This window comes from Streptomyces sp. NPDC053432, assembly GCF_055585365.1.
The window spans coordinates 311,429-328,871 of the sequence record NZ_JBVJKF010000004.1; the positions used below are offsets into that span (position 1 = coordinate 311,429).

A 17,443-nucleotide genomic window follows, 5' to 3' on the forward strand; every position below is an offset into this window, starting at 1 on the left:
CGGCACCGGTGTTCCCGTCGTGCGTCGGGGAAGGCGGGTGCCGCGTCAGGCTGCGAGGGCGAGCGCCGTGGGCGGCCCGCGCCTGATCACCGTGTGCTGGAGTGCCTCGCGGCCGGTGGGGGCCGCGGGATCGGTGCCGGTCCGCGGGTCCCGCCGGGCCAGGACCGGCGCGGCCGGGAGCCCGGTGCCGAGGGCCAGTACGAGCGCCAGCGCGGCGCGCAGCGGGCGCACCGGGCCGGCTTCGGCGGAGAGCCGCGACAGTTCGAGGAGCCGGGAGAGCGCCGCGTCGCCGCGGCCGAGGAGCCAGCCGGCGGCCAGCGCCGCCAGCAGGTGGCCGACGAGCATGGCCGGGGTGAGCAGCGCGGTGTCGGGTGCGGCGGTGGCGGCGTGGGCCAGGTGTGCGTGGGTGCCGTGGCCCTGGGCGGCGAGGTCGGTGGCCTGTCCGGCCTGTGCGGCCAGTGCGGCAGGGTCCAGGCCTGCGCTCTCCAGGACCTGCCGGGCATCGGCGGGGCTGAGCGGTACGGAGTTGCCCCCGCACACCAGGCGGGCGGCGAGCGCCGCGAGCGAGGCGTCGTCGGTGGCGGCGCCCGCCGGTCCCAGGCCTGCCGCCGCGCTGTGCTGGCCGAGGCCGAACAGCGTGTGCAGGGCCAGTTGTCCGACGGCCAGCGCGGCGGTGATGCCGGGCAGCGTGCGCCGGCGTCCCGCGAGCGGCGCCGCGACCGCGAGGACGGCGAGGAAGCCGAGGGCCAGTGACCACCAGGGCACGGTGGCGCAGGACGCCAGGGCGTGCCCGGCCCCGGACAGCACGACACAGACCGCGGTGAACACCGCGGCCCGGAGCATCCGGAGCCCGGCTCCGGAGTGTGTCGCGTGGGGGGCAGTCATGGCCGGGCCATCATCGCACTGCGCTTGGGCCGTTCCTACGGCAGGTCCGGAAGGTCCCTTGAGTCCGCTCTGGGGATGGCTTGAGACGGTCGGTCGCCGAGCCAGGACCGCCCGCATACACCGCTGCCCGGGAGAGCCGCCATCGGCCGAACGGGGGCATTGCGTGTCCGGCTGCCTGCGGAGCGCTTACGACCGCCCGGCGGCGGCAATACGTATCCGTATGAGCATCTGGTGGTCTCTCCACTTGAGGCGCGAAGCCGCGAGCGTGCCGCTCGCCAGGCGACTGCTGCTCGGGACGATGGAGACCGCGGGGGTGGACCCGGACATCTCCTTCGACCTCTCGGTGGCCCTGAGCGAGGCGTGTGCGAACGCGGTGGAGCACGGAGGGCACGGCGATCTTCCGCAGGAGGCCGAGGCGTATCACGTCACGGCCTATCTGGACGGGGACCGCTGCCGCATCGAGGTGAGCGATTCGGGGCCGGGTTTTCCCGCCGCGACGGTGGCCCGTCGCAGACCCTCCCTGGCCGAGAGCGGCCGGGGTCTTCACCTGATCGCGGAGCTCGCCGACCACGTGCGTTTGCGCAACCGGCCCGGCCGGGGCGCGGTGGTCACCTTCGACAAGATGCTGAAGTGGCGCGACGACGCGCTGCTCAAGGTCTCCTAGCCGGTTTCGGATCCCCGGGCGCGGGATCGCGTGCGACGTGCCGGTGGGCGGGACCCCGTACGGGATCCCGCCCACCGCGAGGCGCGAGCGAGGGCGTCAGCGTCAGCTCTTGAGGCGTGCCATCCAGGCCTCGACGTCGACGGAGGTGCGGGGAAGTCCGGCCGACAGGTTCCGGTTGCCGTCCTCGGTGACGAGGATGTCGTCCTCGATCCGGACGCCGATGCCGCGGTACTCCTCCGGCACGGTCAGGTCGTCGGCCTGGAAGTACAGGCCGGGCTCGACGGTCAGGCACATGCCCGGCTCCAGCGTGCCGTCGACGTACGCCTCGGTGCGCGCTGCGGCGCAGTCGTGGACGTCCATGCCGAGCATGTGGCCGGTGCCGTGCAGGGTCCAGCGGCGCTGCAGGCCGAGCTCCAGGACACGCTCGACCGGGCCCTCCAGCAGGCCCCACTCGACGAGCTTCTCGGCCAGCACGTGCTGGGAGGCGTCGTGGAAATCGCGGAACTTGGCGCCCGGCTTGACGGCGGCGATGCCGGCTTCCTGGGACTCGTAGACCGCGTCGTAGATCTTGCGCTGGATGTCGGTGTACGTGCCGTTGATCGGCAGCGTGCGCGTGACGTCGGCGGTGTAGAGGGAGTGGGTCTCCACGCCGGCGTCGAGCAGCAGCAGGTCGCCGGAGCGGACGGCGCCGTCGTTGCGGACCCAGTGCAGGGTGCAGGCGTGGGAGCCTGCGGCGGCGATGGTGCCGTAGCCGACGTCGTTGCCCTCGACGCGGGCGCGCAGGAAGAAGGTGCCCTCGATGTAGCGCTCGGAGGTGGCCTCCGCCTTGTCGAGGACCTTCACGACGTCCTCGAAGCCGCGGACGGTGGAGTCGACGGCCTTCTGCAGCTCGCCGATCTCGAACTCGTCCTTCACGGCGCGGGCCTCGGAGAGGTAGACGCGCAGTTCCTCGTCGCGCTCCTTGGTCACCTTGTCGGTGAGGGCGGACTCGATGACCGCGTCGTGGCCGCGCACGTTGCGGACCGGGCCCTCGGCCTCGGTCAGGGCCTCGGCCAGCTCGCGCACGTCCTTGGCGGGGATGCCCAGGAGCTGCTCGGCCTCGGCGAGCGAGTGGCGTCGGCCGACCCACAGCTCGCCCTGACCGGAGAGCCAGAACTCACCGTTCTCGCGGTCGGAGCGGGGCAGCAGGTAGATCGTGGCGGTGTGGCCGCTCTCGCCCGCGGGCTCCAGGACGAGGACGCCGTTCTCGGTCTGGTCCCCGGTGAGGTACGCGTACTCGGTCGAGGCACGGAAGGGGTACTCCGTGTCGTTCGAGCGGGTCTTCAGACGGCCTGCGGGGACGACGAGGCGCTCACCGGGGAAGCGGGCGGACAGCGCGGCGCGGCGAGCGGCGGTGTGCGCGGCCTGGGCGATGGGCTCCAGCCCGTGCAGCTCGGTGTCGGCCCAGCCGGTGCGCATGCTCTCGGCGAGTTCGTCGCTGACGCCCGGGTACAGACCGTTCTTGCGCTGCTTGTGCGTCTTCTTGGGCTGCTCTTCTTCCGGGGTCTCCGGGGTGAGCTCGTCAGCCACGTCTTCTCCTCAGCTACGACAGACACGGACCTGGGTGTGGACCTCATCCATCGTATGTGTGAGCGGAAGGCCTCCGGAGACTCTGTGCCAAATCGCACAAATGACACCAAAACGCCTTATGCTCATGCTCCTGCTCGGGGAACCCTCCGGATCTCCGGATCATTCGAAGCGTGCGGCGAGCAGGACGACGTCCTCGGGGGCCCCTTCCGGATCCGTTCCCGGCAGCAGGGTCCGCAGGATGTGGTCGCAGATCGCTCCCGGGTCCTCCCGGGCGATCCGCGGGACCCCCGCGGCCGCGGCGTGCAGCCGGGCGTAGGCCCGGTCCATCGGGTCCCCGGTGCGGCGCAGCAGCCCGTCCGTGTACAGCAGCACCGTTTCTCCGGCAGCGGGCTCGATGTCCACGCTCGGCGCTTCCCAGCAGGACAGCATCCCGAGCGGTGCGGAGAGGGAGGTCTCCACGTACTCGGTGCGCCGTTCGCCGATGAGGAGGGGCGGGGCGTGCCCGGCACCCGCCAGGATGATCTTGCTGGGCGGTCCCCCGCCCCCCGCGGGCTCGCAGTAGGCGAAGAGCGCGGTCGCCGAGCGCGCGGGCTCGGTCAGCCGCAGCAGCAGTTCCAGGTCGGACAGGACCGCGACCGGGTCCTCGCCCTCCATGACGGCGTACGCGCGCAGGGAGGCGCGCAGCCGTCCCATGGCGGCCACCGCGCTCGGCCCTGAGCCGGTGACGGAGCCGACGGCCAGTCCCAGGGCGCCTTCGGGCAGGGGCAGGGCGTCGTACCAGTCGCCTCCGCCGAGCGGTCCCGTGTGGTGGCGGGCCGCGAGCTGGACGCCGGGGATCCGGGGCAGTCGGCTGGGCAGCAGTTCCTCGGCGACAGTGGCCAGCCGGGAACGGGAGCGCTCGACCTCCAGCATCCTGGCCAGGTGCTCGGCGGCGTGCCGCACGTAGAGGCCGACGAGGTCGCGCTGGCGGTCGTTCGGCTCGGCCTGCTCGTCGTAGAGCCAGACGGCCGCTCCGAGCAGGCCGGTGGCCTCGGCGGTCAGCGGGAGCGCGTAGCTGGCGGCGTAACCGAGGCGGGCGGCGACCTCGCGGTGGCGGGGGTCGAGGGGGGCGGCGAAGCCCCCGGTGCCCGCGGGCGCGTCCGGTTCGGGGAGCACCTCTGAGCCGCCGTGCGCGTCCGGCAGTCCGTCGAGGATGCGTCCGTACGAGGTCGCGCTGCGCGGCACGGTCTCGATGTGGCCGAGGTCGGCGTGGCCGAGGCCGAGGCCGATCGTGGTGGTGGGGCCGAGTCCGTCGGAGGGCTCCAGCACGACCAGTCCGCGGCGAGCGCCGACGAGGGAGGCTCCGGCCCGCAGGAACTCGTGGAGCGAGTCGTCGAGACGGCTGGTCCGGGCGAGGCGCTCGGTGAGCTCGTGGAGGGTGGTGAGGTCCGAGACCATGCCCGCGAGCCGGTCCTGGATGAGGCTGCCCGGGGCGGCCGGGGCGGGCGGCGCGGCCTGGGCGGGGGTGGTCCGCGCGGGTGCGGGCGCAGCAGTGTGCGGTGACGCGGTAACTGCTGGATCGATTCCAGCCACTTTCGGCAGATGCGGAGCGCTCATGGCGTCCGCCTTTCCACCTGGTGCGATTCGCCATATAGCATCGCAAACCCCCAGATCGTGCTGCGTCGCCATCAAGGAATCCACATCTACACGCACACACGGATCCATGTCCAGCATTGCCCAGGTGGGAATCCTGGTGTCCGTGAGGCGGCAACTCACTGTCCGGCCAAGGCTAGAACTTGGCCGGAAAAAGCTGGAACCGGACGGTTTTTACGATCGACTGGACGGGCCGGGCAAGAGGCCCGGGTACGTAACCGGTAGCGCCCGGGGCCAGTTGGAACCGCCCGGCGCGGGTCGCCGTCCTTAGCGGCGGCAGCCGGTCTCGGTACCGGCGCGGGTCGCGCTCCATGCCCGCCGGACGTTTGATGGACCCGTAAGACGACTGCACGAACCGTGTGAACCTGCTTCTGGTGGACAGTGACGCGAAACGTGTACGTGTGGTGAGACACCGGTTACGTGGTGTGATGTGGCCCTCGGCGTTCAACGGAAAGGAACGAGCGCTCATGCGCGAGATCCTCGGAAGGCGTCTCCAGCGGCTCCGCGACCGCTTTCGATCCCTGCGCCCCGACCAGGCAGAGCCGGCCGGTGCCCCGCGGTCCCTCCTCGACGCGGCGCTCCACTGCGCCACGGTCCGGCACTGGCCCGTCCTGCCCGGCGTCGGCCGTTCCGCCGCGGACGGTTCACGCTGTGCCTGCCCCGACCCCGACTGCGTCGTTCCCGGCGCGCACCCCTTCGACCCGGGACTGCTCGCCGCCACCACCGACGCCCGGATGGTGGCCTGGTGGTGGACGCGGCGGCCCGGCGCTCCCGTGCTCCTGGCCACCGGCGGGGCCGCCCCGTGCGCGGTGAGCCTGCCGGCCGGCGCCGCGGCGCGTGCGCTCGTACGGCTGGACGCCCAAGGGCTGCGGCTGGGGCCGGTCGTTGCCACGCCGACGCGGTGGTCGGTGCTGGTGGCGCCGTATTCGCTGGAGCGGCTCGGTGAACTCCTGTACGCCAAGGACCATGTGCCCTCCTCGCTGCGTTTCCACGGCGAGGGCGGCTACGTGCTGCTGCCGCCCTCTGCCGCGTCCAGCGGTGGCCGGGTCCGCTGGGAGCGGGAGCCGGGAGCGGGAAGTGACCTCTGGCTGCCCGAGGTCGAGGCGGTCGTGGACGCGTTGGTCGAGGCGAGCAGCGGAGCACCCGGCGGCGGCAGCCGACTTGCGTACTGATCACTCGTACGGGTGCCAGCGGGACGGGTTTCCAGGGGAATTGGGCGCGGGGATCTCCGGGCCCCATTCCCGCGTCGCTATCTTCGGCGAATGAATCTCCGCCTGATCGGTATCGGCGCCGGTGTGTTGATCATCCTGTCCCTCCCACTCGCGGGAGCGATCGCCGGGCCGGATTCCGCCGGTCAGGACGACGGAAAAGGCGGCGGCCTGTTCTCGACGCTGGGCCTTTCGGACTCCTCGAAGGGCTCTTCCCGATCTCATGGGTCTTCCGGAGGAGCGCCCCGCGACGCGGCACCCGGTGCCGCCGGGCAGCGGTCCGGTCCGTCCGTCGCGCCGCGTTCCGACGCGCGCTGCGGACCCGAACTGTCCTCGCCCCACGGGGTGGAGGCGCAGACCTGCGTGCTGGCGGGCGGGGGGCAGACGTGGGGCCGCAGTTACTACCGGAACACCAGCGGCCGTGCACTGGATGCCGTGCTGACGGTGATGGGGCCGGCGGGCCGCACCGTGCAGATCCGGTGCGTGGTGGGTGCCGGGGACGAACCGGGTTTGTGCGAGACGCCGAAAGAGGCCTCTTCGGGGCCTGCGGACAGCTACTCGGCCGTTGCGGAATTTGCAGTTCCGGATGATGAAGGGCGTCTGTTGCTGCGGTCCGGGAGCAACTCACCGGCGCCGGGCGACGGTTGAGCACCGCCGAAAAACAAGGGCCCGGTCGCTGGCGACGGGGGATGCACCAGCGACCGGGCTACAAGAACGGTAACAAGAGATCGCCTGTTCGCAAATTCGATCTCCGATATTCAGACACCGATTTGCAGACGGTTAGCGGGAGTTGTGACTCCTGTCACCGGCTCCGCGGCGATCGCGGAGGGGGTGCGTCAGCTGAGGGTCACCTGGCGGTTGGTGAGCCCGCCGCGCGCCCGGCGCTCCTCCGGCGTCAACGGAGCGTCCGTGGCCAGGGCCCCGGCCAGCCGCTCCGCGAACTCCGCGGCGGGCTTCTCCACGTCCTCCGCGGTGACTCCGGTGGGGAGGTCCCAGACGGGGACCATCAGGCCGTGCGCGCGGAAGGAACCGACGAGCTTCGTGCCCTCGCCGAGCGAGGAGGTGCCGGCCGCGTGCAGCCGCGCCAGGGCGTCGAGCAGCTTCTCCTCGGGGTGCGGCATGACCCAGCGCAGGTGGTTCTTGTCCGGGGTCTCGCACCAGTAGGCCGCGTCCACACCGGTCAGCTTGACGGTGGGAATGGCGGCGGCGTTGGCGCGCTCCAGCGAGGCGGCGATCTCCGGGGAGGCGTTCTGAGCGCTCTCCGCTTCCGGAATCCAGAATTCGAAGCCGGTGTGGACAACAGGCTCGAAACCGCCGTCGGCGTCCAGGAGGTCCTGAAGTCGCGGCCCCTCGGCGGGAACGCGGCGGCCCGCCACGGGCGTACCCGGCTCCGCCACGAGAGCACGCTCCAGGGTGTCGGCCAGATCGCGGCCGAGGTCCCCGCTGGAGGATTCGTTCTGCAGGCCGAGCAGGACGGAACCGTCCTCGCGGCGCAGCGCCGGCCAGGCCATGGGCAGTACGGTCACCAGCGTCACGGAGGGGACACCCTCGGGCAGACCGCCCTTGAGGGTCAGCGGCACGGTGGCCGCGGGCACGAGTTCGCGCAGCGCGACCCAGTCGCATTCACCCGGCAGGCCCTCGAAGGGGCGCCGTACGTGCTCGGTGACGGCGTGCGCGGCGGCCGCGCCGTGGCATGCCTTGTAGCGGCGCCCGGATCCGCACGGACAGGGTTCGCGGGCGCCCACCACGGGGATTTCGCCGTTGTCGAGCTGCGGCTTTGCAGTCTTGGCTGCGGGGCGCTTCTTGGCCATCGTGGGTGTCTCCCGGTTGCGGCGGTACGGCGTCGTGTCTGGGCGCGAGCCTAGCCGTTCGTACCGCCGGAACCGGTGGGGTACGGCCGGGAGCACGGTCGGCGTGCGCTCCCGGACGGCCGCTTGTCTCTTCCCGCGTGGTCCAGTTGTCTTCGAGCGGTGTTCTGTTGGTCTTCTGTTGTGTCGATCGGTTGTCGTGTCGTTCCGTGTCAGGCCGCTTCTCGTCGCCTGTGGTGTCGCTCCGTGTCGTATGCGGACCGTGTGGCGCCTTCAGAGATCGAGATCGTCGAAGGCGGTGCTGAAGTCGATCGCCGGGGCCGCAACGCGCGTAGCGAAATCGTCGTGCCGGGGCCCACAGGCAACGATCACCCACACGGTGACCTCACCCGCCGCTCCGTCCCGGACACCCCAGTCCTGCGCGAGGGCGCTGATGATGTTCAGCCCGCGGCCGCCGCGCGCGGTGACCGAGGGCGTGGCCGGAACGGGGCGAGTGGGCCCGCCCCCGTCCGTGACCTCGACCGTCAATCGCCCCGCTGTGTCGAAGCGCCATGCGGCGCGTATCTCCCCGTCCCCGGCTTCCCGAGAGCCCAGCGGCCTGCCGTGTCGGCAGGCGTTGCTGAGCAGTTCGGAAAGGATCAGTACGGCATCGTCCACGACCGATTCGGACACCCCGCTGATGCGTAGTTGTTCACGCATCCGGTGTCTCGCCTCGCCCACACCCGCAGGACCATGGCGTACATCCATGCACGACGACGTGGGCACTTCCTGTGCCACCACCAACGCCACCCCCGGAACCTCCTTAGCCCCACGCATGGTCTGGATGCCCCAATGGCCTGGACCGGAAACCGCCGGAGCGCGGCCCTCTGACGCATTCGTACCGGCCGAATGCGGAGCGGATGCGCCGGTGCACACCCTGTTACGGATGGGATGCGGGGGGTGAGTGCGCAAATAGGGACGTCAGCGGCCCAGTTGGGACAGAACCTGACGGGGTCTGTTCGTAATGATCGCTTCCACGCCGAGATCAGCGCAGAGCTGAACGTCTCCGGGATCGTTCACGGTCCATACATGTACGGAGTGGCCCGCGCTCTGCAGCTTGCGGATGTAGCCGGGGTGGTTGCGCACGATCCGCATCCCCGGGCCCGCGATGCGGACGCCCGCCGGCAGCCGTCCGTCCCGCATGCGGGGCGAGATGAACTGCATCAGGTACACGGTCGGGATCGTGGGGGCCGCCGCCCGGACCCGGTGCAGGGAGCGCGCCGAGAAGCTCATGACGCGGACCGGGTGGGGTCCCTCCGCGGGCGGGGTGTCCAGGCCGAAGCGCTTGAGGAGGAAGAGGAGGCGTTCCTCCACCTGTCCGGCCCAGCGTGTCGGGTGTTTTGTCTCGATCGCCAGCTGGACCGGTCGGCCGGCGTCGGACACGAGCTCCAGGAGCCGTTCCAGGGTGAGGACGGAGGTGCGCTCGGGGTCCGCGTCCCAGTCGGGGGACTCCTCGCGGTCCTTCCAGGAGCCGAAGTCGAGGGCGGCGAGGTCGGCGAGCTCCAGGGCGGAGACGGCACCGCGGCCGTTGGAGGTGCGGTTCACCCGGCGGTCGTGCACCAGGACGAGGTGGCCGTCGGCGGTGAGCCGGATGTCGCATTCGAGGGCGTCCGCGCCGTCGTCGATGGCCTTGCGGTAGGCGGCCAGCGTGTGCTCGGGCGCGTCCTCCGAGGCGCCCCGGTGGGCGACGACCTGGATGGGGTGCGGCGTTGCGTGGGTCACCGGGTCATGGTGCCACCGAGGGGGCCCTGGACGTCGAGGTCCAGACCTGCGGATGCGCCCAAAATGTCGGATATAAAGAATGGGGAGGGATGCACAGGTCCGGCTTACAGTGCTCTGACGGGTGATGGGAAAGGCTTTGCCCAGGAACTTGTGAGGCCAGTCGAACGTTCAGTCGGACCGACTGCACGAGATGTGCCGAAGATTTCTGAAGCCGTGTGTGACGAGGAGAGAGCGCTGTGAGCACCGAGAACGAGGGCACCGCGGCCCCCAAGCCCCCCGCGGCCCCGTCCGCCCCACCTGCTCAGGCCTCCGAGACCCAGGCGGCGGAGTCCGCGGCGGCCCCGCAGCCCGCCGACCCGCCGCCGACGGCCCCGGCCACTGAGCCCGTCCCGGCTGCTCCCGCGGCCATGCCCGCGACCGAGCCGGTGACCCAGCAGCTCCCGCCCACCGCCCCGGCGCCGGGCACCGAGCACACCCAGCAGCTCCCGCCGACCCCGCCGGCCGCGGCTCCGCCGCACCCCGCCGCGGGGTACGGCCAGGCTCCCGCGGCCCACGCACCGGGCTACGAGCAGGCCCCCGTCGCCCCCGCTCCGGCCGCGCACGGCGCGGAGGTCTGGCCGCCGGCGCCGCCCGCCGTGCCCGCGTACGGCGTGGGTGGCGGCCAGGGCGGCCACGGAGGCTGGGGGGCTCCTCCGGTGGCGGACGGCACCCCCACGGGCAAGCCGAAGGGCAGGGGCGGCCTGATCGCGGGCGTGCTCGTGGCGGCCCTGATCGCGGGCGGCATCGGCGGCGGCGTCGGCTACTGGGCCGCCGACCGCAGCAACAACGGCACCGGCTCGACCACGATCTCCGCCGGCAACACCCCCAAGGACGTCAAGCGCGAGGCCGGTTCGATCGCGGGCCTGGCCGCCGCGGCGCTGCCCAGCGTCGTCACGATCGAGGCCTCGGCCGGCGACGGCGAGGGCGGCACCGGCACCGGCTTCGTCTACGACCAGCAGGGCCACATCCTCACGAACAACCACGTGGTGGCCTCCGCCGCCAACGGCGGCAAGCTCTCCGCGACGTTCTCCGACGGCAAGAAGTACGAGGCCGAGGTCGTCGGCCGGGCGCAGGGCTACGACGTGGCCGTCCTCAAGCTGAAGAACCCGCCGGCCGGCCTCAAGCCGCTGGCGCTGGGCGACTCCGAGAACGTCGCGGTCGGCGACCCGACCATCGCGATCGGTGCGCCCTTCGGCCTGTCGAACACGGTCACCACCGGCATCGTCAGCGCCAAGAACCGGCCCGTCGCCTCGGGTGACGGCTCCGGCGGCAAGAACTCCTACATGAGCGCGCTCCAGACCGACGCCTCGATCAACCCCGGCAACTCCGGCGGTCCGCTGCTCGACGGGCGCGGTGCCGTCATCGGGATCAACTCCGCCATCCAGTCGGCCGGCAACGGCGGCTTCGGCGGCGGCCAGGCCGGTTCCATCGGCCTCGGCTTCGCCATCCCGATCAACCAGGCCAAGAACGTCGCGGAGTCCCTGATCAAGACCGGCAAGCCGGTCTACCCGGTGATCTCGGTCTCGGTGGACCTCCAGGCCAAGGCCGAGGGCGCCAAGATCTCCGAGCAGGGCGCGGCCGCCAACGAGCTGGTCGACCCGAACGGCCCCGCCGGGAAGGCGGGCCTCAAGCCCGGCGACGTGATCACCGAGTTCGGCGGCAAGCCCGTCGACAGCGGCCCGACCCTGATCAGCATGATCTGGACGTACAAGCCCGGCGACACCGTGAAGCTCACCTACCTGCGCAGCGGCAAGCCGACCACGGTGGACATCACGCTCGGCTCGCGGGTCGGCGACAAGTAGCACCGAGGGGCCGCTGCAGCGGCAGGGACCGGTGGGCCTGCCGGGCTGACGGGCCCGATGGCCCGATGGGCTGACGGGCCCGATGGGCCTGATGAAGAGGGGCCGTAGGCGGGATTCCGCCTACGGCCCCTCCCAACGTCCGCTTATGCTTCGCTGGTGTTCGATTCCCGGCACATACGGACGTTCCACGAAGTGGTCGCCTCCGGTTCCTACTCGGCGGCCGCGCGCGTCCTGGGGTACACCCAGCCCGCCATCACCCAGCAGATGAAGGCGTTGGAACGCGCCGTCGGCACCCCGCTGTTCACCCGCGTGGGCCGGAAGATGCAGCTCACCGAGGCCGGGAAATCCCTGTCCCGGCACGCCGAGACGATCCTCGGCAGCCTCTCCGCCGCCGAGGCACAGCTGAAGGCGTACGCCCGTCTGCGCACCGGGCGGGTACGGCTCTGCGGCTTCCCCAGCGCCAACGCCACCCTGGTCCCGGAGGCCCTCAGCGGACTGGCCAAGGACCACCCCGGCGTGCAGGTCGAGCTGCTGGAGGGAGAGCCCCCGGACTCGCTGCGCCGACTGGATCGCGGGGAGTGCGACATCACCCTGGCCTTCACGTATCCGGGGCTGCACGAGGAGATCCCGGACGAGGTGACCGAGGTCAGGCTGCTGGAGGACCAGCTGACCGTACTGCTCCCCACCGGGCACCCGCTGGCCCGGCGCAGGGCCGTGCACCTCGCCGACCTCGCCGAGGAGCGGTGGATCGCCGGCTGCCCGCGCTGCCGGGCCAACCTGCTGCACGAGTGCGCGGAGCTGGGTTTCGTGCCCGACGTCCGTTTCGCGACCGACGACAACCTGGTCGTGCAGAGCCTGGTCGCCCAGGGCCTGGGTGTGGCGATGATGCCCGCGCTGGTCCTGCCCTCGCTCTCGCTCAGCAAGGTCTGCGGGCGGGCGCTGGAGCCGGCCGCGCGCCGCCACATCTCGGCCTACGTGTACCGGGACCACCTGCGCATCCCGGCGACGTCCGTGGTTCTCGGCGCGCTCAAGCGGGTCGCGGCGAACCGGGTCGGCTGCTGACCGGGCCGCTGCCAACCCATAAGCAGTGCTTGGGATTTCGGGTGAGAACTGTCGTTGGACGTGATGGGTCGGCGGCAGGACGCTGCCAGCATGACCACCACCACGCCGGCCCGCACCACCACGAGGATGGCCGCCCTCGTCAGTGAGATCCGCACGGTCGTGGAGCGGGGGCTGGCCCCGGACCTGACCGCCTACCTCGTCGGCGAACGGGTCGCCCCGCACCTGGGCGCCCCCGACCTGCTGACGCCCGCGCAGTGCGAGGGCGACCCGCAGCGGTACCGGCAGCACATCCTGCACGCCGAGTCCGACGGCAGCTTCTCGGTGGTGGCGCTGGTGTGGCTGCCCGGTCAGGAGACCTGCATCCACGACCACGTGTCGTGGTGCGTGGCCGGGGTGCACCAGGGGGAGGAGAGCGAACGCCGTTTCCGGCTGGCGCCGGGCACCGGTCCCGCCCGGCTGGTGGCCACCGAGGACGTGGTCAACGTAGCCGGAGAGGTCTGCGGATTCGCGCCGCCCGGCGACATCCACAAGGTGCGCAACTCCTGTGTCTCAAAGGCCATATCCCTGCACGTGTACGGAGCGGACGTGTCCCGTCTGGGCACCAGCATCCGCCGCGTCTACCAGCTTCCCGTCGACTGATGGCGCTCCTTCACCGCCCGCAGCGGGTGGCAGTCGGGCATGTTTCACGTGAAACGTCCACTCCCTGGCCCGGGTTGGCGATGGCTGGGGGCGGAGCGCTGGCGGCTTGGTCCGTGCACCGCCTCCTGCCCGCCGTGCCCATGCTGACCGCGTCCGTGGTGCTGGGCATCGCGGTGGCCCACCTCCCCGGCCTGCGGTCCTACGCACGGGGCACCGCCCGCCCGGGCCTGTCCCTGGCGGGCCGGCGCCTCATGCGTATCGGCATCGTCCTGCTCGGGCTCGGTCTGGGGCTGGGCCAGGTGCTGAGGCTGGGCTGGGGGACCGTCGCGATGGTCGCCGGGGTGGTCGGGGCCACCTTCTTCGGCACGCTCTGGCTGGGGCGGCGCCTCGGACTCCCTGGGGATCAGCCGTTGTTGATCGCCACCGGCTACTCGATCTGCGGGGCCTCGGCGATCGGCGCGGTGAGCGAGGTGTCGGGCAGCGAGGAGGAGGACGTGGCCGCCTCGGTGGCCCTGGTCACGCTGTGCGGAACCCTCGCCATCGCGGTCCTGCCGCTGCTCCAGGGGCCGTTGGGGCTCTCCGACCCGGCCTTCGGCAGGTGGGTCGGCGCGAGCGTCCACGATGTCGGCCAGGTGGTGGCCACCGCGCAGACCGCGGGCCCGGGTGCTCTGGGGGAGGCGGTGCTGGTCAAGCTGATGCGCGTGGCGCTGCTCGCGCCGCTGGTCGCGGCGGTGGCCTTCTCCGTACGGGCGCGCCGGCGCGGGGTGCGTACGTCCTCGGGGCGCCGGCCGGCCCCCGTGCCGCTGTTCGTGGCCGGCTTCCTGGCGGCGGCCGCGCTGCGTGCGACGGGAGTGCTGCCTGCCGTGGCGCTGGACTGGGCGCATACGGCGCAGGAGGCCCTGCTCGCGGCGGCGCTGTTCGGACTGGGGAGCGCGGTCCACCTGCCGACACTGGCACGGACGGGCGGGCGGGCCGCTGTCCTGGGGCTCGGGGCGTGGCTGGTGGTCGCGGGCGTCTCGTACGGAGGCGTGCTTCTCACCATGTAGCAGCGGGGAGTTGGCCATTTCGTGGCCGGAACCGACCGAACGTTCCGACTGCCCGCTGACATCGCGACCCGCCCGTGCCACTCTCCTCCCGGCAACTCGAACAACCGATCCGCACCGACCGCTCTTCACCCCCACCCTGCCCGGCGGCCACGTCGCTCCCGGGCACGGCAGAAGGAGTCATGCGTGAATCGTCATCGAACCGCCTTGTCCGTGCTGCTCTCGGCCGGCGCCCTGATCGCGGGCGTCCTGACGGCCGCCACTCCCTCGGTCGCGGCGGACGCCCCGGCGTCCTTCCGGCAGCAGCACACCGCGGGCTTCTGGACCGCCGAGCGGATGCGTGCGGCCGTTCCGCTCGACGTCACGGCGGCTCCGGGCGGGTCCCGTACCGCTGCGGCCACGGCGGCCGCCCCCACGCGCATCGCCCCGACCGCCGCTTCCGTGGCCTCCCTCGGGGCCTCCCCCACTGCATTCCCGCAGGCGGGCGGCGCCTGGACGGGCGGCGGCGCGGTCGTGAAGACCTCCGGCCGGGTCTTCTTCACCATGGGGGACCGGACCGCCTCCTGCTCCGGTGACTCGATCACCAGCGCCAACGGCAGCACGGTCATCACGGCCGGCCACTGCGTGAAGTACCAGGGCGCCTGGCACACGAACTGGGTCTTCGTCCCCGCGTACAACAACGGCAACGCTCCCTATGGCCAGTGGTCGGCCACCAAGACCTTCGCCACCGACCAGTGGGCGGCGAGCGAGGACATGAACATGGACGTCGGACTGGCGGTGGTCGCGCCCCAGAACGGCCAGACCCTCAGCCAGGTCGTCGGAGCACAGGGAATCCTCTTCAACGGCGGCTACAACAAGAGGATGTACTCGTTCGGCTTCCCCGCGGCCGCCCCGTACGACGGCACGAAGCTCGTCTACTGCAGCGGCAACAGCGGCAAGGACTTCCTGCTCACCAAGGACCACAGCCTGTCGTGCAACATGACCGGCGGCTCCAGCGGCGGCCCCTGGTTCCAGGACTTCAACGAGGCCACGGGCCTGGGCACGCAGGTCTCGGTCAACAGCTTCGGCTACAACTTCCTGCCGAACCGCATGTACGGCCCGTACTTCGGCAACGAGGCCAAGGCGGCCTACGACAAGGCCCAGACGTCCTGACCGGCGAACCCGCCCGGCCCCCCGCCGACAACGCCGCCCCCGATACCCCCGACAGCCGGTACTCTGGTGCCCGCTCCGCCGCTGACCGGCAGGGGCGAGGGTGGGTTGCCCGAGCGGCCTAAGGGAACGGTCTTGAAAACCGTCGTGGCGCGAGTCACCGTGGGTTCAAATCCCACACCCACCGCCACAGGTCAGAGAACGCGCTGATCAGAAGGGGTGTCCCAGGTCTGGGACACCCCTTCGTCCGTCCCGGCTCAGCCGAAGCAGACGACCAGGCGGACGGCATCGTCGCCGTGGATGGCCGCCAGGGTGCGCATCACCGACCAGAGGGGCTCCCAGTCGCTGTCCGGTACGGCGTCCTTGCGCCGCAGGCGGCCGATGCGGAAGAGGCGGTCGCCGTCGTGCCACTCCGTGCCCTCGGGGTGGCTGCGGCCCGCGTGGCGCAGGGTGTGCGGGTCCGTGATGCCGGAGAGCTCGGCGAAGCGGCCGAGGTTCGAATTCCGGCCGTACATCTCCCAGGCGCCCTCGGCATCGCGGCGGTACTCGAGGACGCAATCGTCGACCTCGGTCGCAGGCTCGTCCCAGTCCGTTGCGGAGAGCTCCGCCCAGGTGATCCAGGAGTCGCCGTAACGCTCGTCGCCGAACTCGGCCCGGGCCTCCTTCGAGATGTCCGGGGGCAGGCCGCGATCTGCGGCCAGAGGGCGGAACGTACTGTCGCGTACGCCGAAGAGGCACCCGAAGGCGAGGTAGGAGCGGCCGTTGTAGAGGTGCGCGATGTCGATCGCCGCGTACCACTCGCGGTCGTCCTCGTCCAGCCAGCGGTCCCACCGGGCCTCGATGTACCCGTACATGTCCGTTCCCATGGCTTGGATTCTTCGAGGCGGAGGGCGGGGTGCGCGACCCGATTTCCGGGTGCGGGTGGGGCCCCGGAAAGAGGCTATGGGCCCTTTGGGTGGTGTTTGTCGGAAGATCGGCGCGGGTCGTGGGAGCCGTGCGGTTGCGTCCGCATCATGACGAATGTATGCAGATCCGCCCGTCGGAACATCGCGAAATGAGGGACCCCGTCATGGCTCAGCGCAGCGTCATCCTGTCGATCTGGACTTCCGTCCTCGCCGCCCTCGTGGCGCTCCTCGGCTCCCTCGGGCTCGTCGGCAAGGCCGCCCCGGCCCTCGCCTCCGCTATTGCTCCCGCCGCCCCCACCTCCCCGGCCGGCGCCGTGCGCCGGGTGGGTGTCCAGGCGCGGCGGAGCTGGCGGCAGATGATGCGGGGCGGTTCGCTCCCGCCGACCATCAAGCAGCGGATCCACGCGGAGGCCCACGGCAAGTCGCCGTCCGTCCGCCGGTCCACCACCGCCGCTGCCATGGGTGCCGCTTTCGCCGTCGCACGCGCTGCCGCGTTCGCACCCGCACCGGCCCCCGATGCCGTCCCCGCAGCCGTCGACGCCCGGGACGGGCTCGCGCTCGCGGCGTAGTGCGGTACCGCGCAGTCGCCCCGGCGGGCGCCGGGGGCGTGCAGGGGGCGTGAAACCTGGTATTGCAGGGCCGCAGGCCCGGGAGACGGTGGGGTTCCCGGACGGAGCGGCCCTTTTCGGCATGTCCGGGCGGGCGTTCCTGGCTGAACGCTTCATCCCTTGTGCCGCAAGGGTTTCGGCGGGTTCCGCGGTGCTGACCTGCGGCGCAGGGGGCGCGAATTGGGTTTATCCGGAGTTGGTCATGCTTGAGGGGGAATCGCAGACTCCGGGGTGGTTCGCCGGGGATTCGGTGGGCAACTCTGGTCTCGCGACGTCGTCACCACACGGAACGACCGAGGCGGTCGGCCAACTGCCTTGGAGCAACTCCCACTTCGGTTTTCTGGAGGATTCACACATGGCAAGCATCCGTACCGCCCGCGTCATCGCCGCCGTCGCCGCTCTCCCGCTCGCCGTCGCCCTCTTCGGCGGCGTGGCATCGGCCGACAACGGCTCCTTCGCGAACGACGGATCGAATGCGAGCGTCGCCAGCATCATCGGCAGCGGCGTCGGTGGCGACAACAACGGCAACTCCTCCACCTCGCAGCAGGTGGCCACCGGTTCCGGAGCGTCCAACCAGAACAACACCGCGCAGGTCAACGGCTCGGCGTTCACCGCGATCCACCAGTCCAACGTGGCGGTCAACTTCCACCCCTGGTGGTAGCCGCGGCC

Annotated in this window: 16 protein-coding genes, 1 tRNA gene and 1 pseudogene; 11 read left to right on the plus strand and 7 right to left on the minus strand. The window is 71.6% G+C overall.

Features of this window, described 5'->3' with window-relative positions; translation table 11 throughout:
- Positions 1-45 precede the first annotated feature (45 nt).
- Entirely contained in the window at positions 46-885 is an 840-nt protein-coding gene (locus tag ACZ6Y1_RS09725) for a hypothetical protein (protein ID WP_469625458.1), read from the minus strand.
- 220 nt (positions 886-1,105) lie between these two features.
- Here ACZ6Y1_RS09725 and ACZ6Y1_RS09730 point away from each other — a divergent pair, with 220 nt between their 5' ends.
- Positions 1,106-1,549, plus strand: coding sequence for an ATP-binding protein (locus tag ACZ6Y1_RS09730; RefSeq protein ID WP_469625460.1), 444 nt, complete (start codon positions 1,106-1,108; stop codon positions 1,547-1,549).
- A 102-nt stretch (positions 1,550-1,651) separates the two neighbouring features.
- On the opposite strand, the gene ACZ6Y1_RS09735 is transcribed toward ACZ6Y1_RS09730, so the two are convergent.
- Both ACZ6Y1_RS09735 and ACZ6Y1_RS09740 read right to left on the minus strand, forming a co-directional pair.
- Complete coding sequence (locus ACZ6Y1_RS09735) at positions 1,652-3,118, minus strand: aminopeptidase P family protein (protein ID WP_469625464.1); 1,467 nt, start codon at positions 3,116-3,118, stop codon at positions 1,652-1,654.
- 159 nt (positions 3,119-3,277) lie between these two features.
- Positions 3,278-4,831 carry a PP2C family protein-serine/threonine phosphatase gene (locus ACZ6Y1_RS09740; protein WP_469625466.1) on the minus strand — a complete coding sequence of 518 codons (1,554 nt, stop codon included), beginning with the start codon at positions 4,829-4,831 and terminating at the stop codon, positions 3,278-3,280.
- A 386-nt stretch (positions 4,832-5,217) separates the two neighbouring features.
- Between ACZ6Y1_RS09740 and ACZ6Y1_RS09745 the strand changes: the two genes are divergently transcribed.
- Both ACZ6Y1_RS09745 and ACZ6Y1_RS09750 read left to right on the plus strand, forming a co-directional pair.
- Positions 5,218-5,922, plus strand: a complete 705-nt coding sequence (locus ACZ6Y1_RS09745) for a bifunctional DNA primase/polymerase (RefSeq protein WP_469625468.1) — start codon at positions 5,218-5,220, stop codon at positions 5,920-5,922.
- A gap of 90 nt (positions 5,923-6,012) precedes the next feature.
- Positions 6,013-6,606, plus strand: coding sequence for a hypothetical protein (locus tag ACZ6Y1_RS09750; RefSeq protein ID WP_469625471.1), 594 nt, complete (start codon positions 6,013-6,015; stop codon positions 6,604-6,606).
- 188 nt (positions 6,607-6,794) lie between these two features.
- Here the strand turns inward: ACZ6Y1_RS09750 and ACZ6Y1_RS09755 are convergent, their stop codons facing one another.
- The 3 genes and pseudogenes from ACZ6Y1_RS09755 to ACZ6Y1_RS09765 form a co-directional block, all read right to left on the minus strand.
- Positions 6,795-7,769: a DUF5926 family protein gene (locus ACZ6Y1_RS09755; RefSeq protein ID WP_469625473.1), complete on the minus strand. Its 975-nt coding sequence runs from the start codon at positions 7,767-7,769 to the stop codon at positions 6,795-6,797.
- Positions 7,770-8,039: 270 nt separating this feature from the next.
- A pseudogene (locus ACZ6Y1_RS09760) lies at positions 8,040-8,641 on the minus strand (ATP-binding protein).
- Positions 8,642-8,726: 85 nt separating this feature from the next.
- Entirely contained in the window at positions 8,727-9,527 is an 801-nt protein-coding gene (locus ACZ6Y1_RS09765; RefSeq protein ID WP_469625475.1) for a glycerophosphodiester phosphodiesterase, read from the minus strand.
- 236 nt (positions 9,528-9,763) lie between these two features.
- On the opposite strand from ACZ6Y1_RS09765, the gene ACZ6Y1_RS09770 reads away from it, so the two are divergent.
- From ACZ6Y1_RS09770 to ACZ6Y1_RS09795, 6 genes are all read left to right on the plus strand, one after another.
- Positions 9,764-11,368, plus strand: coding sequence for a S1C family serine protease (locus ACZ6Y1_RS09770; protein WP_469625478.1), 1,605 nt, complete (start codon positions 9,764-9,766; stop codon positions 11,366-11,368).
- Positions 11,369-11,524: 156 nt separating this feature from the next.
- Positions 11,525-12,430 carry a LysR family transcriptional regulator gene (locus tag ACZ6Y1_RS09775; RefSeq protein ID WP_469625480.1) on the plus strand — a complete coding sequence of 302 codons (906 nt, stop codon included), beginning with the start codon at positions 11,525-11,527 and terminating at the stop codon, positions 12,428-12,430.
- Between the two features lie 90 nt (positions 12,431-12,520).
- Positions 12,521-13,069 carry a cysteine dioxygenase family protein gene (locus tag ACZ6Y1_RS09780; protein ID WP_469625484.1) on the plus strand — a complete coding sequence of 183 codons (549 nt, stop codon included), beginning with the start codon at positions 12,521-12,523 and terminating at the stop codon, positions 13,067-13,069.
- Entirely contained in the window at positions 13,069-14,115 is a 1,047-nt protein-coding gene (locus tag ACZ6Y1_RS09785) for a YeiH family protein (protein ID WP_469625486.1), read from the plus strand. The genes ACZ6Y1_RS09780 and ACZ6Y1_RS09785 overlap by 1 nt, the downstream gene beginning before the upstream one ends.
- A gap of 183 nt (positions 14,116-14,298) precedes the next feature.
- Positions 14,299-15,264 carry a trypsin-like serine peptidase gene (locus ACZ6Y1_RS09790; RefSeq protein ID WP_469625489.1) on the plus strand — a complete coding sequence of 322 codons (966 nt, stop codon included), beginning with the start codon at positions 14,299-14,301 and terminating at the stop codon, positions 15,262-15,264.
- A 99-nt stretch (positions 15,265-15,363) separates the two neighbouring features.
- Positions 15,364-15,451: transfer RNA gene (locus ACZ6Y1_RS09795), tRNA-Ser, on the plus strand.
- A 67-nt stretch (positions 15,452-15,518) separates the two neighbouring features.
- Here ACZ6Y1_RS09795 and ACZ6Y1_RS09800 read toward each other — a convergent pair.
- Positions 15,519-16,127 (minus strand): hypothetical protein, encoded by a 609-nt coding sequence (locus ACZ6Y1_RS09800; protein ID WP_469625491.1) that lies wholly within the window; start codon positions 16,125-16,127, stop codon positions 15,519-15,521.
- A gap of 203 nt (positions 16,128-16,330) precedes the next feature.
- Between ACZ6Y1_RS09800 and ACZ6Y1_RS09805 the strand changes: the two genes are divergently transcribed.
- Both ACZ6Y1_RS09805 and ACZ6Y1_RS09810 read left to right on the plus strand, forming a co-directional pair.
- Positions 16,331-16,735 (plus strand): DUF6344 domain-containing protein, encoded by a 405-nt coding sequence (locus tag ACZ6Y1_RS09805; RefSeq protein ID WP_469625494.1) that lies wholly within the window; start codon positions 16,331-16,333, stop codon positions 16,733-16,735.
- Between the two features lie 394 nt (positions 16,736-17,129).
- A complete protein-coding gene (locus ACZ6Y1_RS09810; RefSeq protein ID WP_469625496.1) occupies positions 17,130-17,435 on the plus strand; it encodes a hypothetical protein in 306 nt (101 codons plus the stop codon).
- Positions 17,436-17,443 lie beyond the last annotated feature (8 nt).